The 18,004-nt window shown below is 68.5% G+C and carries 14 protein-coding genes; 8 read left to right on the top strand and 6 right to left on the bottom strand.

The genetic code is table 11. The features are described 5' to 3' along the window. Positions 1-35: 35 nt before the first annotated feature. Together PQU89_RS00800 and PQU89_RS00795 are read right to left on the bottom strand one after the other, a co-directional pair. Complete coding sequence (locus PQU89_RS00800) at positions 36-269, bottom strand: DUF1272 domain-containing protein (RefSeq protein WP_272764163.1); 234 nt, start codon at positions 267-269, stop codon at positions 36-38. Beyond that, positions 262-831 carry an isochorismatase family protein gene (locus PQU89_RS00795; RefSeq protein WP_272764162.1) on the bottom strand — a complete coding sequence of 190 codons (570 nt, stop codon included), beginning with the start codon at positions 829-831 and terminating at the stop codon, positions 262-264. The genes PQU89_RS00800 and PQU89_RS00795 overlap by 8 nt, the downstream gene beginning before the upstream one ends. A 245-nt stretch (positions 832-1,076) precedes the next feature. Between PQU89_RS00795 and PQU89_RS00790 the strand changes: the two genes are divergently transcribed. The 5 genes from PQU89_RS00790 to PQU89_RS00770 all read left to right on the top strand — a co-directional run bounded on the left by PQU89_RS00790 (position 1,077) and on the right by PQU89_RS00770 (position 4,753). Further along, positions 1,077-1,556: a hypothetical protein gene (locus tag PQU89_RS00790; protein ID WP_272764161.1), complete on the top strand. Its 480-nt coding sequence runs from the start codon at positions 1,077-1,079 to the stop codon at positions 1,554-1,556. A gap of 38 nt (positions 1,557-1,594) precedes the next feature. Next, entirely contained in the window at positions 1,595-2,314 is a 720-nt protein-coding gene (locus PQU89_RS00785; protein WP_272764160.1) for a response regulator, read from the top strand. After that, complete coding sequence (locus tag PQU89_RS00780; RefSeq protein WP_272764159.1) at positions 2,311-3,429, top strand: ATP-binding protein; 1,119 nt, start codon at positions 2,311-2,313, stop codon at positions 3,427-3,429. Before PQU89_RS00785 ends, PQU89_RS00780 begins: the two co-directional genes overlap by 4 nt. A gap of 106 nt (positions 3,430-3,535) precedes the next feature. Beyond that, positions 3,536-4,234: an EF-hand domain-containing protein gene (locus PQU89_RS00775; RefSeq protein WP_272764158.1), complete on the top strand. Its 699-nt coding sequence runs from the start codon at positions 3,536-3,538 to the stop codon at positions 4,232-4,234. Between the two features lie 87 nt (positions 4,235-4,321). After that, entirely contained in the window at positions 4,322-4,753 is a 432-nt protein-coding gene (locus PQU89_RS00770; RefSeq protein WP_272758641.1) for a DUF411 domain-containing protein, read from the top strand. A gap of 90 nt (positions 4,754-4,843) precedes the next feature. On the opposite strand, the gene PQU89_RS00765 is transcribed toward PQU89_RS00770, so the two are convergent. After that, complete coding sequence (locus PQU89_RS00765) at positions 4,844-6,370, bottom strand: fumarate hydratase (protein WP_272758640.1); 1,527 nt, start codon at positions 6,368-6,370, stop codon at positions 4,844-4,846. A 140-nt stretch (positions 6,371-6,510) separates the two neighbouring features. Here PQU89_RS00765 and PQU89_RS00760 point away from each other — a divergent pair, with 140 nt between their 5' ends. Next, positions 6,511-7,281 (top strand): transporter substrate-binding domain-containing protein, encoded by a 771-nt coding sequence (locus PQU89_RS00760; RefSeq protein ID WP_272764157.1) that lies wholly within the window; start codon positions 6,511-6,513, stop codon positions 7,279-7,281. Positions 7,282-7,434: 153 nt separating this feature from the next. Continuing rightward, positions 7,435-9,936 (top strand): cation-translocating P-type ATPase, encoded by a 2,502-nt coding sequence (locus PQU89_RS00755; RefSeq protein WP_272764156.1) that lies wholly within the window; start codon positions 7,435-7,437, stop codon positions 9,934-9,936. A 14-nt stretch (positions 9,937-9,950) separates the two neighbouring features. On the opposite strand, the gene PQU89_RS00750 is transcribed toward PQU89_RS00755, so the two are convergent. Both PQU89_RS00750 and PQU89_RS00745 read right to left on the bottom strand, forming a co-directional pair. Then, a complete protein-coding gene (locus tag PQU89_RS00750; RefSeq protein ID WP_272764155.1) occupies positions 9,951-12,164 on the bottom strand; it encodes an FUSC family protein in 2,214 nt (737 codons plus the stop codon). A gap of 57 nt (positions 12,165-12,221) precedes the next feature. Next, a complete protein-coding gene (locus tag PQU89_RS00745; protein WP_272764154.1) occupies positions 12,222-15,620 on the bottom strand; it encodes an EAL domain-containing protein in 3,399 nt (1,132 codons plus the stop codon). 415 nt (positions 15,621-16,035) lie between these two features. Between PQU89_RS00745 and chrA the strand changes: the two genes are divergently transcribed. Further along, positions 16,036-17,400: a chromate efflux transporter gene (chrA, locus tag PQU89_RS00740; RefSeq protein WP_272764153.1), complete on the top strand. Its 1,365-nt coding sequence runs from the start codon at positions 16,036-16,038 to the stop codon at positions 17,398-17,400. Between the two features lie 157 nt (positions 17,401-17,557). Here chrA and PQU89_RS00735 read toward each other — a convergent pair whose 3' ends face one another. Continuing rightward, positions 17,558-17,935, bottom strand: coding sequence for a YkvA family protein (locus PQU89_RS00735; protein ID WP_272764152.1), 378 nt, complete (start codon positions 17,933-17,935; stop codon positions 17,558-17,560). Positions 17,936-18,004: the final 69 nt, after the last annotated feature.

The raw sequence follows: 18,004 nt of genomic DNA, 5'->3' as shown, positions 1-18,004 counted from the left end.
GTGGCAACAGCAACAGTGTGTTCACGATTGCACGGCTACAGCTGGCGCGGCTTGTACACGCGCTGGCTGCTGGCCGGGTTGGCCACCAGTTTCGCGCCCGTTCGCCGCGGCCGCGGCAGCAGCTCGCCGCCGCAATTGGGGCAGCGATGCGCCAAACGCGCCGCGCAGTCGCGGCAGAAGGTGCACTCGAAGCTGCAGATCAGCGCCTGCTCGCTGTCGCCGGGCAAGTCGGCATCGCAGGCTTCGCAGCCGGGGCGTAGCTCAAGCATGGCACACCTCCTCGGCGTCCAGTCGCGCCAGCACACTGTCTACGCTGTGGATCTCGGCAAAGCGGCCGGCCAGCACCAGCTCGGTGCGGGCGATGATGTCTTCCGGGCTGTAGACGCGGCCGCTGACGGGATGGGTCATCGCAAAGGTCAGCGTCGCCTCCGACACATAGTCGACGGCAAAGCCGAGATCGCTGCCGACGCGGGTGGTGGTTTCGCAGCACTGCTCGCTGCGGATGCCGCTGACGATCAGGCGGTCGATGCCGCGCGCCGCCAGCCACGCCTGCAAGCCGGTATCGGTAAACGCGTTGTGCACGTGCTTGGTAAAGGTGACATCGGCGCCGTCCGGCAGCCACGCCATCGGCCGGACAAAACCGGACGCAGTGGAAAACGGGCCGTCGCCGTCCTCGTGCAGCACATGCACCACCGGCAGGCCGCGCTGGCGGGCGCCGGCAATCAGCGCCAGCAGCTTGTCGCGAAACGCGGGCAAGGCAGCGGCATCCCAGTACGAGCGTTGCAGGAACGAATCCTGGACATCAATCACAAGCAGGGCGGAACGGGACATGGCGGCTTCCTCGGGTAGTGGCAGGGGATAAGGCTATTGTGGCTGCGGCCAACGTTGGCCGCGAGGCGCAAAGCCGACCGGCTGCGGACCGATTGCGCCATCCAAGGTCCATCACCGCTCCGCAACGGCACGACTGTGTCAGCGCCGATACAAAGCCGACAACGCCCCGACACGGCGGTAACGGACACTGCAGGCTGTGGGATGCCCCCGTCACTTGTCCCCATTTCCATGCAAAGGAAGCCATGATGAAACGTCCCGCCCTGCCGCGCCTGCTCGCCACCCTGCTCTGCCTGACCGTGCTGCACGGCGCGCTGGCGCAGCCGCCGGCCGCCCCGCCGCCGCACCAGAGCGGTACCCATCACCCGCGGCCTAGCCTCGGCGGCCAGCTGGAGCCGCTGCTGCCCTATCTGCAACTAAACGCCAAACAGCAGGCGCTGTGGTTGCAAGCCGACATCGCCGAACTCAGCGAGCAGGCCACCCGCCGCCAGGCGCGGCAACAGGCGCAGCTGACCCTGCGCCGGCAGCTGGAAGACGACAGCAGCAGCCTGTCGGCGGCACTGCGCGCCAGCGTGGCAGCCAGCGAAACGGCGGGCGCCCTGCCCGCGGCGTGGCTCGCCTTCCTCGACAGCCTGGACGCGCAACAGGCCAGCCTGGTGCGGCAATGCCTGCTGGCGCACATGAACAGCGAACTTGCCGCGCCGGCGGCGCCGCAGGATCAGCCATAATCACGGCTGCCCACCACCGAACCGAAACGGAAGCCCGCATGACCAGCCCCGCCACCCGCCTGTTGATTGTTGACGATGACCCGGAGATCCGCAGCCTGCTCGGCCAGTACCTGCAAGCCTACGCCATGCACTGCACCTGCGTCGGCGACGGCGTGGCGATGCGCGCGGCGCTGGCCGAACAGCGCTTCGACCTGGTGATCCTGGACCTGATGCTGCCCGGCGAGGACGGTCTGGCGCTGTGCCGCCAGATTCGCAGCGAGGGCGAGCTGCCGATCATCATGCTCACCGCGCGCGGCGAGGCCACCGACCGTGTGGTGGGGCTGGAGCTGGGCGCCGACGACTACGTGGTGAAGCCGTTCGACCCGCGCGAACTGGTGGCTCGCATCCACACCGTGCTGCGCCGCAGCCTGCGCAGCGCCGCCGGCGGCAACGGCAACCCGCAGCAGGACGTGCACTTCGACGGCTGGACGCTGAGCCACCTGAAGCGCGAACTCACCACCCCGCAGCAGCTGCTGGTGCCGCTGTCGAACGCCGAATACCGGCTGCTGTGTACCTTCCTGGAGCGGCCGCAGCGCATCCTCAGCCGCGAGCAGCTGCTGGACGCGGCGCGCGGGCGCACGGTGGAGGCCTTCGACCGCAGCATCGACCTGCTGGTATCGCGCCTGCGCCAGAAGCTGGGCGACGACCCGAAAGCGCCGCGCCTGCTGAAGACGGTGCGCGGCGAGGGTTACCTGTTTGACTGCAAGGTACGCCAATGAAACGCCTGATTCCCGATACCGTCTTCACCCGCCTGTTCGGGCTGGTGGTGGCGGCGCTGCTGACCACCCATCTGGTGATGACCAGCCTGCTGCTGTTTTTCGGACCGCACTTTTCGCGTGACGAGCCGCCGCCGCGCCCGCCGCTGGAGCGTACCGCCCCCGGCGCCGGCCTGCGGCCAACCTTGGCGCCCGGCGATGCCGTGCAGCAGCCGCCACCGCCGCCACCGGACAATCGCAACCGCTTTCCGGCGCCATTCTGGCTGGCGCAGCTGGTGACGCTGGCGATCATCGGCCTGCTGGCCTGGTACGGCGCACGGCGGCTGGCGCGCCCCATTCAGCAGCTGACCCAGGCCGCGGCCCGGCTGGGTGACAACCTGGAGGCGCCGCCGATCGCGGAAAGCGGACCGCAGGAAACACGACAGGCGGCGCGGCTGTTCAACCGCATGCAGGACAAGCTGCGCCAGCAGATGGCGGAGCGCAACCGCTTCCTCGCCGCGGTCTCGCACGACCTGCGCACGCCGCTGACCCGCATCCGCCTGCGCAGCGCCCAACTTGACGACACCGCGCTGCAGGCCAAGCTGGGCAAGGACATCGACGACATGACCGCGATGCTGGACGCGACGCTGGCCTACCTGCGCGACGAATCGCAGCAGGAAAGCTGGCAGATGCTGGACATCACCGCGCTGCTGCAGGTGCTGGCCGAGGACGCGCAGGAACAGGGCCACCACGTCAGCGTCGACGGCCACGCCGACAGCCTGTACACGCTGCCGGGCAGCCTGCGCCGCTGCCTCGACAACCTGCTGGAAAACGCGCTGCGCTACGGCGAGCGCGCCGACATCCACCTGCAGCAAACCGGCGATACGGTGTGTATCGAGATCCGCGACCACGGCCCCGGCATTCCGGAAAACCGCATGAGCTCGGTGTTCGAACCGTTCGTGCGGCTGGAAGAGTCGCGCAACCGCCACACCGGCGGCGTCGGCCTGGGCCTCGCCATCGCCCGCGACGCGGCCCGGCGCATGGGCGGCACGCTGACGCTGCACAATGCGCCGCAGGGCGGCCTGATCGCGCGGCTGACCCTGCCGCGCGACGCGCACGGCGCTCTGTATCAGCTTTGATACAAAACGGATAAATGGTGCTGACACGCCGGCTATAAATTGTCATCACCCGCAACAGCGCCGCATGGCCGGCGGGGATTCCGCAGGCGAGACGAGGAGCATGACAATGAGCAGCGCAATCAGCAGTGTCGGCAGCAGCTATCTGTCCGGCATGAGTGGCATGGGTGGCGGTCCGCGCGCGATGAAACGCCCGGACAGCGAGCAGGTAGCCAGCGAGATTTTCAGCAAGCTGGATACCGACAACCAGGGTTATCTCGAAGCCAGCGATTTTGGCAGCGACAATGAAGACCTGTTTGCCGCACTGGACAGCGACAGCGACGGCAAGGTCAGCAAGAGCGAGCTGAGCACGCGCCTGAAAGAGCTGGAGGAAGAGCTGGACAGCCAGTTCAACGCCATGCGCAGCCAGGGCATGGGCGGCATGATGATGGCGGGCGGCATGCAGGGCATGCCGCCACCGCCGCCGCCCGCAGGCGGCGAGGACGACACCGGCCTTGGGCAGGAGCAGTTGTCGGCGATGGCCGCCGACGCCAGCGAGGCCGGCGACAGCGTTGCGGCGGCCCGCTTCGCCGCGCTGGCGGAAAACTTCGACAGCGCCGACAGCAACCAGGACGGCAAGGTCAGCTTCGCAGAAAGCATCGCCTACGAAGAAGCGCAACGCAGCAGCACCGGCAGCGAGGACGGCGACGTTGCCAGTGCCGACAGCGAGCAGGATGGTCGCATCATGATGCGGCTAATGGCAATGCTGCGCGCCTACGGCAGCGACGACGACAGCAACAGCGGCAGCAGCGTGCAGCTGACCGTCTGACCGCGGCCGCCCGTCACGACGGGAACCAGTGACGCCGGCCAGGGTCTGTCACTGGCCACCTGCCCCCTATTCCCGACGAGGCTCCCCATGCTGATCCGATCCCTGTTCCGCGCCGGCACACTGCTGGCGCTTTCCCTGCCGGTGCTGGCCGCACCGGTCGCCACCCTGTTCAAGGACCCCAACTGCGGCTGTTGCAGCAAGTGGGCCGAACACATGGCTAGCCACCAGTTGCCGCTCGCGAGCGAAAACCGCAGCGACATGGCCGCGATCAAGGACAAGCTGCAGGTGCCGGACAAGCTGCGCTCCTGCCACACCGCCAGCATCGGCGGCTACGTGTTCGAAGGCCACGTGCCGGCCGATTTGGTACAGAAGGTACTGCGCGAGAAACCGGCCATCCGCGGCCTGGCGGTGGCCGGCATGCCGCAGGGCAGCCCCGGCATGGAAACCGGCGTCAAGCAGCCCTACCAGGTGATGGCGTTTGATGCCAAGGGCAAGCAGTGGGTGTACGCCACGCGCTAAAGCGCCGGTGTACCCATGAAAAACCGCCAGTCCCCGTTATGGGGGGCTGGCGGTTTTTTTGTCTGCAGCCAAGGTTGGCCGCAAGCCGGATCAGACGGCGCTGACCGGGATCTTGCCGATCTTCACGCGCCACTCGGCCGGGCCGGTGTTGTGCACCGACGTGCCACAGGAATCCACGGCCACGGTCACCGGCATGTCCTGCACGTCGAACTCGTAGATCGCTTCCATACCGAGGTCTTCGAAGCCGACCACCTTGGAGGCCTTGATCGCCTTGGACACGAGGTAGGCCGAGCCGCCGACCGCCATCAGGTAAACCGCCTTGTTGTCGCGGATGGCATCGATCGCCGCCGGGCCGCGCTCGGCCTTGCCGATCATGCCCAAGAGGCCGGTCTGCTCCAGCATCTGGCGGGTGAACTTGTCCATGCGGGTGGCGGTCGTCGGGCCGGCCGGGCCGACCACTTCGTCACGCACCGGATCCACCGGGCCGACGTAGTAGATGAAGCGGTTGGTGAAGTCCACCGGCAGCTTCTCGCCCTTGTTCAGCATGTCGATCATGCGCTTGTGCGCGGCGTCGCGGCCGGTCAGGATCTTGCCGTTGAGCAGCAGCACGTCGCCCGGCTGCCAGCTGGCCACTTCTTCGCGGGTGATATTGTTGAGGTCGACACGCTTGCCGTTACTGGTGTCGTAGGTGATTTCCGGCCAGTCTTCCAGCTTCGGCGTTTCCAGGTGCGCCGGGCCGCTGCCATCGAGATGGAAGTGGATGTGGCGGGTGGCGGCGCAGTTCGGGATCATCGCCACCGGCAAGGATGCCGCGTGGGTCGGGTAGTCGAGGATCTTCACGTCCAGCACGGTGGTCAGGCCACCGAGGCCTTGCGCACCGATGCCCAGCGCGTTGACCTTCTCGAAGATCTCCAGGCGCAGCGCTTCGACCTTGGTCAGTTCCGCGCCGCTGGCGGCCTTGGCCTTCAGCTCGTGGATGTCGACGTGGTCCATCAGCGACTCTTTGGCCAGCAGCATCGCCTTTTCCGGCGTACCGCCGATACCGATGCCGAGGATGCCCGGCGGACACCAGCCGGCGCCCATGGTCGGTACGGTCTTGATCACCCAGTCGACGATGGAGTCGGACGGGTTCAGCGCGTAGAACTTGGACTTGTTCTCGGAGCCACCGCCCTTGGCGGCGCAGATCACTTCCACGCCGTCGCCTTCGACGATCTCGAAGTGCACCACGGCCGGGGTGTTGTCCTTGGAGTTCTTTCGCAGGCCGGCCGGATCCAGCAGCACCGAGGCGCGCAGCTTGTTGTCCGGGTTGTTGTAGGCGCGACGCACGCCTTCGTTGACCATTTCCTGCACGGAGAGCGTGCTGTCCCACTGCACCTTCATGCCCACCTTCAGGAACACCACGGCAATGCCGGTATCCTGGCAGATCGGACGGCGGCCTTCGGCACACATGCGGCTGTTGATCAGGATCTGCGCCATCGCGTCCTTGGCGGCGGGGCTTTCCTCGTGCTGATACGCCTTGTACAGCGCGTCAATGTAATCCTTAGGGTGATAGCAACTGATGTACTGAAAAGCATCGGCGATGCTCTGGATAAAGTCTTCCTGACGGATGATAGCCATTGATGTGTTCTCCAGCGTAGCGGCTGTGGGGATAACCGCCCCATTTTAGGGACTTACGCTGCGCTGCGCCATGCTGGAATGCTTGAAGATTGCCCGGCTTGCGTTCATGCTGCCGTTTATCAAAAAATCATCAGGGCATCATGATGCCGCGCCCGCTGTTATCGCTGTTGTTGTGCCTGCTATTGTTGTCCACTCCGGCCACGGCGGCCGTCATCCACGCCGTCACCACCGAATTCCCGCCATTCCAGAGCGAGCAGCCGGCGCCGTGGGGGCTGGCGCTGGAAGCGGCGCAAGCGCTGGCGGCGCGCAACGGCGATACGCTGGCGGTGCAGTTCCTGCCGTGGCCGCGCGCCTACCAGATGGCGGAAACCACGCCCGGACTGCTGATCTTCTGTCTTGGCCGCACACCGCAACGTGAAGCGCGCTACGGCTGGGTCGGCCGCATCGCCAGCGGTGATGCCAAACTGTGGCGCCTTGCCGACCGCCCCGAGGTCAACCCCGTCACGCTGCAACAGGCTCAGCGCTGGCAGCTGGGGGTGACCGCACGGGACATGAAGGCGGACTACCTGCTGCAGCAGGGCTTTGCCTACGAGCGCAACCTGCAGCAAAGCAGCGACGACCAGTCCAATATCCGCAAGCTGTACGCCGGCCGCATCGACCTGCTGCCGTTCTCCAACTCCCTGGTGCTGGCCTGGCGAACGCGCGAGCTGGGCCTGGATCCACGGCTGCTGCAGCCGGTGTTGCCGCTGCCGGCGCTGTCCACCCCGCTGTACCTCGCGTTCAGCCCCGGCACCGCGCCACAGCTAAGCCGCCGTTATGCCAGCCTGTTCCGCCAGCTGCAGCGCGAAGGCGTACTCGACCGCCTGCGCCAGCGGCTGCAACTGCCACGCGCGACGCTGCCCGGCGACTGAGCCGTTTCCTCCCTGCACGCCCTGCGCCCGCGGTAAGCGGCGTCAGCCGGCACCGCCCGCCAAAAGCGAACGCCTCTCCCTACCGCCAATGCCGGCAGCAGTTGCTATAACCGCTATACGCATCCCTGTCCTGTTTCCCCTGCCGGAGCCGTCATGAGCGAAGCCTTTCCCCGCGGACTCAGCCACAGCGTTGCCCGCGCCCGGCTGGCCGCCGAAGGCGCCAACGAGCTGGGCACCGAGCAGCGCCGCAGCCTGGCCGCCATCGCCGGCGAGGTGGTGCGCGAGCCGATGTTCCTGCTACTGCTGGGTGCCGGCGCCATCTACCTGGCGATGGGCGACGCACACGAGGCGCTGATCCTGCTCGGCTTCGTCGCCATCATCATGACCGTCACCATCGTGCAGGAGCGGCGCACCGAGAACGCGCTGGAGGCACTGCGCGATCTGTCCAGCCCGCGCGCGCTGGTGATCCGCGACGGAGAGGCGCAGCGCATCGCCGGGCGCGAGGTAGTGCGCGACGACATCCTGATCCTCAGCGAGGGCGACCGCATTCCGGCCGACGGCGTGGTGCTGCAGGCGCACGAGCTGGCCACCGACGAATCGATGCTCAGCGGAGAATCGGAGCCGGTGGCCAAGTTCGGCCAGCGCGAGCCGGCCTACGCCGGCACGCTGGTGGTGCGCGGCCAGGGGCTGCTGCAGGTGTGCGCCACCGGCCAGCGCACCGAGCTGGGCCGCATCGGCAAATCACTGACCACCATCGCCGTCGAGGCCTCGCCGCTGCGCGACGAGATCGCGCGGCTGACGCGGCAGCTGGCGCTCTTGGGCGTCGGCCTGTGCCTGCTGCTGGCGCTGCTGTACTGGCTGCTGCGCGACAGCTGGCTGGACGCGCTGCTGGCCGGCATCACACTGGCGATGGGCATCCTGCCGCAGGAATTCCCGGTGATCATGATCGTGTTCCTGGCGCTGGGCGCGCGCCGCATCGCCAGCCACCAGGTGCTGACGCGGCGCCTGAACGCCATCGAGACGCTGGGGGAAACCACGGTGCTGTGTGTCGACAAGACCGGCACCCTGACGCAGAACCGCATGGCGCTGGCGGCACTGGCGGTGGACGGCCAGCTGCTGGACACCGGCCAGCTGCCCGGCGGCGAGCTGCCGGAGGCCTATCACGAGCTGCTGGAGTACGCGGTGCTGGCCAGCGAGATCGAACCGCACGACCCGATGGAACAGGCCTTTCACCACTATGCGCGCACCTATCTGGCCGATACCGAACACCTGCACCCGGCGTGGTCGCTGGCGCGCGAGTACGAGCTGTCGCCGGCGCTGCTGGCGATGTCGCACCTGTGGCGGCAGGACAGCGACGACGACGACGTGGTCGCCGCCAAGGGCGCACCAGAGGCGATTGCCGAGCTGTGCCACCTGCCGGACGCGGCGCGTGCACGCCTGATCGCGGACGCGGCGACGCTTGCCGACCGCGGCCTGCGCGTGCTGGGCATCGCCAAGGCACGCCACAGTCCGCACCGGGAGTGGCCGTCGCTGCAGCATGATTTTGACTTCGAGCTGCTCGGCCTGGTCGGCTTTGCCGATCCGCTGCGCCCGGAAGTGCCCGCCGCCATCCGCGAGTGCCAGCAGGCTGGCATCCGCGTGCTGATGATCACCGGCGACCACCCGCACACCGCGCGCGCCATCGCCCGCCAGGCCGGCATCGCCAGTCGCGGCACGCTGACCGGCGCCGAGCTTGCGGCACTGGGCGACAATGCGGCCAACCTTGGGCGGCAGCTGGCCGGCGTCAACGTGTACGCGCGGGTCACGCCGCAGCAGAAGCTGGCCATCGTCAACGCGCTGAAGGCCGCCGGCGAGGTGGTGGCGATGACCGGCGACGGCGTCAACGACGCGCCGGCGCTGAAGGCCGCGCACATCGGCATCGCGATGGGCAAGCGCGGCACCGACGTGGCGCGCGAGGCCGCCGCACTGGTGCTGCTGGACGACGACTTCACCGCCATCGTGACGGCGATCCGCCTCGGGCGGCGCATCTTCGCCAACCTGCGCCAGGCGATGAGCTACACGCTGGCGGTGCACATACCGATCATCGGGCTGTCGATGCTGCCGCTGCTGTTCGGCATGCCGCTGATCCTGGCGCCGATCCACATCGCCTTTCTGGAGCTGCTGATCGACCCCGCCTGCTCCATCGTGTTCGAGGCCGAGCCGGAACGGGCGCAGCAGATGCAGCAGCCGCCACGCCGCGCCGACGAAACGCTGCTGTCGCGACCACAGCTGCTGCTGGCACTGGCGCAGGGCACGCTGGTGCTGCTCAGCTGCGGCGTCGCCTACGCCGCCAGCCTGGCGGCGGCACTCGACGACGCGACGGCGCGGGCGCTGACCTTCATTGTGCTGGTCAGCGCCAATGCGCTGCTGATCCTGCCCAACCGCTCGGCACAGAGCGGCTGGCAGGCGTTGTTCGGTGGTCTGTCGACGGTGGCGGCGTGGGTGCTGGGCGGCACCCTGCTCAGCCTGTTGCTGATCACCAGTATCCCGGCACTGGCCGGCGCCTTCGGCTTCGTGCCGCCGGCGCCGGGGCTATGGCTGGCGGCGTTTGCGCTGGGCTGCGCCACCCTGCTGCTGCTGGAAGGCAGCAAGCGCGTCGCCGCCTGGCGGCGCTGAAAGCGAGTGCCTGTTCAATCTTGTTCGGCCGCGGCGGCCGGTTTGGCCCGTGCCGGCGGCGCCAGCACCTGATCGGCATCCTGCCGCAGCTGGCCGGCGAGGCGGGTCGCCAGCTCCAGCCGGCGCAGCAGCCACGGACTGAGATCGCTCTCGAACGGATCGGGCAGCAGCACCGGCCCCGGTGCCGCTTCCGCCGCCGCGACCGCCGCGCCACCGGCGTGCTGCAGCGCGCTGTCGATGGACAGCGCCGCCTGCTGCAGCGGCTGGCGGATCTGCTCCGGCTGCAGGCGGTCGCGGCGCAACAGCAGCATGCTCTTCACCGCCGTCAGCTGCGCCAACAGCTGGTAACTGTGCGCCAGCAGCAGCCCCAGTGGCGCCAGCGGCGGTCGCACCGCGCGCGGCTCGGCCAGCGAGCGCTGCGTCGCCTGCACCAGCGCCGACAGGCTGTCGTAGGCCTCGCGCCGCGCCAGGCGCCAAGCCAGCTCCGGATCGTTGTCGATCGCCTGCAACTGGCCCAGCCCCAGTGCCACGCGGGCATGGCGCGCCTGCGCGCCGAGGGTGCGCGCCACCAGCGCCGGGATCTGATGCCGCTCCCACGACGGCAGCACATAGCTGCACGCCCAGGCGATGGCCACGCCGATCAGGGTGTCGGCAATGCGCTCCGGCACGCCGAACACCGGGCTGGCGCCGGCGTGCAGCATGTGCGCCTGCAACAGGCCGAGCACGGTAGCGGCCACCGCCGTCACCAGGTAGCGGCGCACGGCAAAGGCATGGGCGAAGGCCTGCGCCAGCGTCACCGCCAGCAGCAACAGCCACGGCGACGGCTGCAGCGCCAGCAACGCGCCGGCAATCACGCAACCGAGCAGGGTACCGGCAACGCGGCTGTTACGCCGCTCCAGCGTCTGCGCCAGACTGCCACGCAGCACCACCACGATGGTCAGCAGGATCCAGTAATCGTGCGCCACCCACGGCAGCACCTGCGCCAGCGCATAGGCGGCGCCGACCGCCAGCGCGGCACGGATGGCGTGACGCAGCGGCGGCGCATCCCAGCGCCACAGCCCGGCAAACGGCCGCCACGACCACGCGGTGGGGCTGACGAACAGTTGCCAGCTGGCGCGCACCCCCGCCAGATCCGGCGCCTGCTCGCCGCGCGCCAGCGCCACCAGCCGCACCACCTCGTCGTTGATGTTGCCGACGCGGTTGGCCAGCCCGCGCGCCAGCATCGCCGCCGATGGCATCTGTGCCTCGGCCGGCGCCGTTTCCGCCCAGTGCAGCGTGGCCAGCAGCGGCCGCAGGCTGGCGACCGGCGATGGCGTGCGCCCGTACAGCAGCTTGTCGGCCAGCTGCGCAATGTCTGCGGCCAACGTTTGGAGCACCTCGTGCAGCACACCCAGCACCGGCGCGTGACCGGGGCGGGATTTCAGCGCGTCCAGATCCAGCTCGCAGGCCAGCAGGTGGTCGCGCATTTCCAGCACCTGCAGCAGCATCGCCGCCAGCTGTTGCCGCCGTGGCGTGCGCGGCGACTCCAGCAGGATGTTGCGCGCGCTTTGCAGCTGGTCGGTCAGCGCCGCCTGTTCACGCAGCAGGCGGCCGATCAACGGCGCCCGACGCCGCTCGTCGCTGTCCGGCGGCAGGAATTGCTGTGCCTGCAGCTGCATCAGCTCCGCCAGCGCCAGCAGGGTATCGGCCAGCAGCTGCACCCGGTAACGGCCGTTAAGCAGCGCATTGGCCAGCGTCGCCCACAGCAGGTACAGGCCGGCGCCGAGCGCGAAGTGCAGGCTGCTGGCCAGCACCGGCGCGGTGCCGTCGTGCGCCGGCATCGCCATTGCAAACAGCATCGCGAACATGATCGACACCGACAGCGGAATGCCGCGCTTGCCCCAGGCGGCGGCAAGAAAGGCGATGAAGGTGGCCGGCAGCAGCAGCAAGCCAAGCTGCAGAGGATCGGCATGCAGCAGCCGCACGCCGAGGAACAGCGGCAGGCCGAGCAGCGCCGCCGGCAGCAGTTGCCGCAGCTTGCCGCGGCGCGGCGCCGGCTGGTCCGGCGGAATGCACACCACCACGCCGACCGAGGCCGCCGCAGCAGCGATGGCGCCCAGCCACAGGTGCACCGCGGCGGAGATCAGCAGCAGCCCCAGCGCCGCCGACAGGCCGTTGGCGACGTGGTGGCTGAGCGCCACGCGCAACGCGAGGCGGGGATGCGGCGGGGAAAAGGCAAATCTCGGCATGGCGGAATCGACCCGGAAAATGGGGATGGACAATGTGCCGGCGGCCTGCGCCGGCGCTCAGGAGGCCTCGGTGAGCGCGCGCCAGGCGGCATCGGTCTGCCACTGCCGGCACCAGTGCGGAAAGGCGTCGGCGGCCAGCGGCCGCGCAATGCCGTAGCCCTGCACCAGCCGGCAGCCGAGCCGGCGCAGCACCGCGCCGTGCTGCAGCGTTTCCACCCCTTCGGCGATCACCTGCCGCTCGAACACCGTCGCCAGCTGGATCACGCCCTCGACGATGCCCAGATCGTCGGCGTCGGTGAGCATGTCGCGCACGAAGCTCTGGTCGATCTTGAGGGTGTCGACCGGCAGCTTGCGCAGATAGGTCAGCGACGAATAGCCGGTGCCGAAGTCATCCAGCGCAAAGTGCACGCCCAGCTGGCGGCAACGCTGCAGGATGGCGACCGCCTGTTCCATGTCGGCGATGGCCGCCGTCTCCAGCACCTCCAGCTCCAGGTGTGCCGGCGGCACATTGCCGTGGCGGTGCAGCGCACGCGCCAGATCGGGATAGAAGGTCGGCGCCAGCAGGTAGCCGGCACTGACATTGACGCTGACGCGCATCACCAGCCCGGCGTCGTGCCACGCCGACGCCTGCGCCAGCGCGGCGTTGATCACCCACTCGTCGACCGCGTTTTCCAGCTCGCTGCCGTGCAGCAGCGGCAGGAAGGCGCCCGGCGGCAGCAGGCCGCGCTCGGGGTGGCGCCAGCGGATCAGTGCCTCGGCGCCGATGATGTCGCCGTTCTCCAGGTCCACCTTCGGCTGGTAGTAGAGCACGAACTCGCCGTTGTCCAGCGCGTGGCGCAGCAGCTCCAGCTCCTTGCGGTGTGCCTGCGCCTTGCGGTCGCTTTCCGGGTCGAACATCTGGTAGCGGTTCTTGCCGGCATCCTTGGCCAGGTACATCGCCTGGTCGGCATGGCGCAGCAGGGTATCGGCGTCGGCATTGTCTTGCGGATAGAGGCTGACGCCGATGCTGGCCGAGGCGCGCACCACCGCATCGCCAAGGCGGACTTCCTGCTGGATCGCCGCCAGCAGCCGCTCCAGCACCAGCGCGCACTCCTCGCTGCCGGCCACGTCCACCAGCAGCACCACGAACTCGTCGCCGCCCAGCCGCGCCAGGGTGTCGTCGGCGCGCAGCACCGCCTTCAGGTTGTCGGTGACGCCGATCAGCAGCTGGTCGCCGGCGGCATGGCCGTACTGGTCGTTGATCGCCTTGAAGCCGTCCAGGTCGAGGAAGCAGACGGCGCAGGATTTGCCGCTGCGCGCGGTGTGCCGGATCGCCTGCCCCAGCCGGTCCGACAGCAGGCGCCGGTTCGGCAGGCCGGTCAGCGGGTCGAAGTGGGCGATGCGCTCCAGCTCGGCCTCGTGCGCCTTCAGCTGGCTGATGTCGGAGAAGATGCCGACGTAGTGGCGCACCTGGCCCAGCTCGTCGCGCACCACCGAGATGGACAGCAGTTCGGGGTAGCAGTCACCGTTCTGGCGCCGGTTCCAGATTTCGCCACGCCAGAAGTCATGCTGCCGCACCGAATCCCACATCTCGCGGTAAAAGGCGGCGTCGTGCTGGCCGGATGACAGCAGCTTCGGCGACTGGCCGACCGCCTCGTCCGAACGGTAGCCGGTAATGCGCGAAAAAGCGGCGTTGACCTTGGTGATCAGCCCGGCCGGGCTGACCACCATGATGCCCTCGTAGCTGCTGTCGAACACCACCGCCGCCTCTTTCAGCGCCAGCTCGAACAGCTTGCGCTCGGTGATGTCGGTATGGGTGCCGGACATCATCAGCGGCAGGCCGTGCGCGTCCCACGACACGATGCGGCCGCGCGACAGCATCCAGCGCCAGGCGCCGGATTTGCACAGGCAGCGGATCTCCACCTCGTGGCTGGGCGCCGCGCCGGACAGATGGCGCTGGATGGAGTCGATCGCCCGCGGCAGGTCTTCCGGATGCACGTAGTCCGGCCAGCGGTCGACGGTGATCACCGTTTCCCCCGGCGCGTAGCCGAGCATAGTTTCCCAGCGCGCGCTGACATCGAAGACATTAGTTTGCAGGTTCCAGTCCCAGTAGCCCTGGTCGGAGCCGTTGATCACCCGCGCCAGCTGCTGCTCGCGCTCCTGCAGCGCCAGTTCGGCGCGCATTTTCTCGGAGAGATCGCGGCCGAAGATCATGTAGCGGCCATCCTGCATGCGGCCGGTGGTCAGCTCGACGGTGAGCGGATGACCGTCGGCATGGCGCAGCTGCCATTCACGGCGCAGGAAGGCGGCGGCCTGCAGCTGCTGCAGGTGCGCCGGCAGCTCGGCCTGGCTCTCGGGCGCCAGGATCTCGATAAAGTGCAGCTGCTCCAGCAGTGGCAGCGGGAGGCCGCTCAGGCGGCAGGCGGCCGGGTTGGCAAACAGGAAGCGGCCGTCGGCCGCGGTCACCCAGATCGCATCGCTGGCCTCGTTCAGCACATAGCGCAGCTCGTCGTCGATGCGCTTGCGCTCGGTGATGTCGCGCGAGATGCCGAACAGGCCGTTGATGCGACCGTTGCCATCGAACATCGGCCCCTTGGTGACCAGAAACACCATCGCCTTGCCGTCCGGCAGCGTCAGCTGCTCTTCGGCGGTCTGCACCGCGCCGGCGGCCATCACCTCGCGGTCCTTGGCCATCAGCATCTGTGCCGAGGCGGCGTCGAACAGTTCACGGTCGTCGCGGCCGAGGATGTCGCGCACCGGCTTGCCGACAAAGGCGGCGGCGGCGGCATTGACCAGCAGGTAGCGGCCCTGCTCGTCCTTGACGAACACCGCGTCGGTGGTGCCGGACACCACCGCATCCAGCAGGCGGCGGTTGACCTCCTGCTTGGCCAGCGACTGGCGCAGCAAGGCGCTGAGCAGGCTGACGCCGATACCGTTGAGCACCAGCGACGCCCATTGCAGCTGCACGTAGGGGGACGAGGCCGTGCTGTGGAAGTGCGGCTCTGCCGCCAGATCGGTGGCCAGTGCGGTAAGCGCGGTGGCAAACAGCCCCGGCCCGAGGCCGCCGAGCAGCGCGCACAGCACGATAGGCAGCATGAACAGGATCAGCATCGGCCGCACGGCGAAATCGACCGGGATGTTGAGGCGCAGCAGCATTACCGCGGCGGTGATCACCACCGCAAACAGATACAGGAACCAGTGCGGCCGTCGCTCGCGGTCGATGCTGAGCGTCAGCGTGGCGAGCAGCGATTCACGTTGCGTCGCCTCAGCCGGCGGCACCGCGCGCAGCAGGAAAAAGAACACCGCCGCGGTGGCGACGACAAAGAACATGCCCTTGGCGGTCGACAGCCGGGTCAGCGCGTCGGCATCGGCAAACAGCAGCAACAGGTGATCGGACAACAGGATCCACAACAGCCCGCACAACACGTAGCTGGTGATCGACAGCAGGATAAAACGATTACGGGGATGACCTGTCATGCCACATTGATCCTCGATTACGCTCCGGCCATACCGCACCGGCAGGGGACAGGTGAAACGACAGCGGCGGCCGTGCCACACACAAGCGCCGCAAACACGCCGGCCGGCATCGCGCCGGCCTCGACACGCATGTTACCCGAAGCGCTGGCCGACCATGCAGCCGGCCGCGGCCGGGCGTGGCTTTTATACAGCATAGATAATGGTGCCGCCTTCGCCCATCGCCGGCACGGGCGCGCTTGCCAGCGGCGTGCGGTGGCGTTTCGGCGTGACGCCAAACGCGCTAAGCTGGCAGGCCATTGCCGCGACCAGCAATGCCGCCAGCCGGCACCGCCGTGCGGCCAACGTTGGCCGCAAGATAAGTTAACCGCAAGCCCGGGCAAGCGCCCGCGCCTGTCACCCCCGATCATCCACCGCCATGACGCCACCCGATACCACCGCCGCCAAGCTCGCCACCAGCGATCCCCCCGCCCCCGTCAGCCTGTGGCAGGCCTTCCGTTTCTGGCTGAAGCTGGGGCTGATCAGCTTTGGCGGCCCGGCCGGACAGATCGCCATCATGCACCAGGAGCTGGTGGAAAAGCGGCGCTGGCTGTCCGAGCGCCGTTTCCTGCACGCGCTGAACTACTGCATGCTGCTGCCCGGCCCGGAGGCGCAGCAGCTGGCCACCTACATCGGCTGGCTGATGCACCGCAGCGTGGGCGGCATCATCGCCGGCGCGCTGTTCGTGCTGCCGTCGCTGCTGCTGCTGATCCTGCTGTCGTGGCTGTACGTCGCCTTCGGCGAGGTGCCGCTGGTGGCCGGCCTGTTCTACGGCATCAAGCCGGCGGTCACCGCCATCGTGCTGCAGGCCGCGCACCGCATCGGCCTGCGCGCGCTGCGCCACCGGCTGCTGTGGGGCATCGCGGCGGCGTCCTTTGTCGCCATCTTCGTGCTGCGGCTGCCGTTTCCGCTGATCGTGGCCGCCGCCGCGCTGGCCGGCCATGTCGGCGGTCGCCTGGCGCCGGCCGCGTTCCACGGTGCGGGTGGTCACGCCGCCGCCGGCAAGTCCTACGGTACGGCGCTGATCGACGACGACACCCCGCCACCGCCACACGCGCGCTTCCGCTGGCGCCGGCTGGGGCTGGTGCTGGTGGTGGGTGCGCTGCTGTGGCTGCTGCCGATGGCGCTGCTGACGCTGGCGTACGGTTGGTCGCACACGCTGCCGCAGATGGGCTGGTTCTTCAGCAAGGCGGCGCTGCTGACCTTCGGCGGTGCCTACGCGGTGCTGCCCTATGTCTATCAGGGCGCGGTGGAGCACTTCGGCTGGCTGACGGCGACGCAGATGATCGACGGCCTGGCGCTGGGCGAAACCACGCCCGGGCCGCTGATCATGGTGGTGGCCTTCGTCGGTTTTGTCGGCGCCTACAGCCAGGCGCTGTTCGGGCCGGAGGCGCTGTTTGCCGCCGGGGCCGTCGCCGCCGGCGTGGTGACCTGGTTCACCTTCCTGCCCTCCTTCCTGTTCATCCTCGCCGGCGGGCCGCTGGTGGAGGCCACCCATGGCGACCTCAAGTTCACCGCACCGCTGACCGCCATCACCGCCGCCGTCGTCGGCGTGATCCTCAATCTGGCGCTGTTCTTCGGCTACCACGTACTGTGGCCGCACGGCTTTGCCGGCGGCCTCGACTGGCCGTCGCTGCTGATTGCGCTGCTGGCGGCCGTGGCGCTGTTCCGCTTCAAGCGCAACGTGATCCACGTCATCGCCGGCTGCGCCGTGCTCGGGCTGGCGCTGAAAACGCTGCTGTAAGAGCGTGCTCACGATCTCGCCCGCTCACGCGAGACAGGGGAAAACGACAGAGGAAGCGGCGTTTACCAGTGCTAATGGCGCCTTCCTGGCGCGTACTTGACGCCGTATTGCGCCATTGAGATCAGTTGCGGCAACGCGAGAACCGGTACCTAGGCGCTCAGCGCGGCCAGTAGTACCACGCCAGCGCCAGCGCGCTGCCCAGCCACAGGCCGACGATCACCACCGCCGCGCGGTGGCTGCGCGGTCGCGTCAGCAGCTGTGCCGCCTGTTCGCGACAGGCGGCCAGCACCGCCGGCGGCAGACAGCGCAGCACCAGCAGCAAGCCGAGCGGCAGCAGCAGCAAGTCATCGACATAACCGAGCAACGGCACAAAATCGGGGATCAGGTCGATCGGGCTCAGCGCGTAGGCGGCCACCAGCAAGGCCAGCAGCCGCAGCCAGCGCGGCGTGGCCGGATGGCGTGCGGCGAAGTAGACGGTGACGACATCGCGCTTTAGCTGATGCGCCCAGCGGCGAGTGGTAGCAAGCAAGGACATGGCGGCTCCAAAGGTTGGCCGCAAGCATGCTCCGGCCCGCCGCCATCATGCCGCGACCGCCGGCACTTG

The sequence above is a fragment of the Vogesella indigofera genome (assembly GCF_028548395.1).
GTDB lineage: Bacteria > Pseudomonadota > Gammaproteobacteria > Burkholderiales > Chromobacteriaceae > Vogesella > Vogesella indigofera_A.
This window is presented reverse-complemented; position numbering and strand designations above follow the sequence as displayed.

Excerpts from the sequence above, each read along its gene's own strand:
- PQU89_RS00800 (WP_272764163.1), bottom strand. The coding sequence starts at position 269 with ATGCTTGAGCTACGCCCCGGCTGCGAAGCCTGCGATGCCGACTTGCCC.
- PQU89_RS00795 (WP_272764162.1), bottom strand. The coding sequence starts at position 831 with ATGTCCCGTTCCGCCCTGCTTGTGATTGATGTCCAGGATTCGTTCCTG.
- PQU89_RS00790 (WP_272764161.1), top strand. The coding sequence starts at position 1,077 with ATGAAACGTCCCGCCCTGCCGCGCCTGCTCGCCACCCTGCTCTGCCTG.
- PQU89_RS00785 (WP_272764160.1), top strand. The coding sequence starts at position 1,595 with ATGACCAGCCCCGCCACCCGCCTGTTGATTGTTGACGATGACCCGGAG.
- PQU89_RS00780 (WP_272764159.1), top strand. The coding sequence starts at position 2,311 with ATGAAACGCCTGATTCCCGATACCGTCTTCACCCGCCTGTTCGGGCTG.
- PQU89_RS00775 (WP_272764158.1), top strand. The coding sequence starts at position 3,536 with ATGAGCAGCGCAATCAGCAGTGTCGGCAGCAGCTATCTGTCCGGCATG.
- PQU89_RS00770 (WP_272758641.1), top strand. The coding sequence starts at position 4,322 with ATGCTGATCCGATCCCTGTTCCGCGCCGGCACACTGCTGGCGCTTTCC.
- PQU89_RS00765 (WP_272758640.1), bottom strand. The coding sequence starts at position 6,370 with ATGGCTATCATCCGTCAGGAAGACTTTATCCAGAGCATCGCCGATGCT.
- PQU89_RS00760 (WP_272764157.1), top strand. The coding sequence starts at position 6,511 with ATGATGCCGCGCCCGCTGTTATCGCTGTTGTTGTGCCTGCTATTGTTG.
- PQU89_RS00755 (WP_272764156.1), top strand. The coding sequence starts at position 7,435 with ATGAGCGAAGCCTTTCCCCGCGGACTCAGCCACAGCGTTGCCCGCGCC.
- PQU89_RS00750 (WP_272764155.1), bottom strand. The coding sequence starts at position 12,164 with ATGCCGAGATTTGCCTTTTCCCCGCCGCATCCCCGCCTCGCGTTGCGC.
- PQU89_RS00745 (WP_272764154.1), bottom strand. The coding sequence starts at position 15,620 with ATGACAGGTCATCCCCGTAATCGTTTTATCCTGCTGTCGATCACCAGC.
- chrA (WP_272764153.1), top strand. The coding sequence starts at position 16,036 with ATGACGCCACCCGATACCACCGCCGCCAAGCTCGCCACCAGCGATCCC.
- PQU89_RS00735 (WP_272764152.1), bottom strand. The coding sequence starts at position 17,935 with ATGTCCTTGCTTGCTACCACTCGCCGCTGGGCGCATCAGCTAAAGCGC.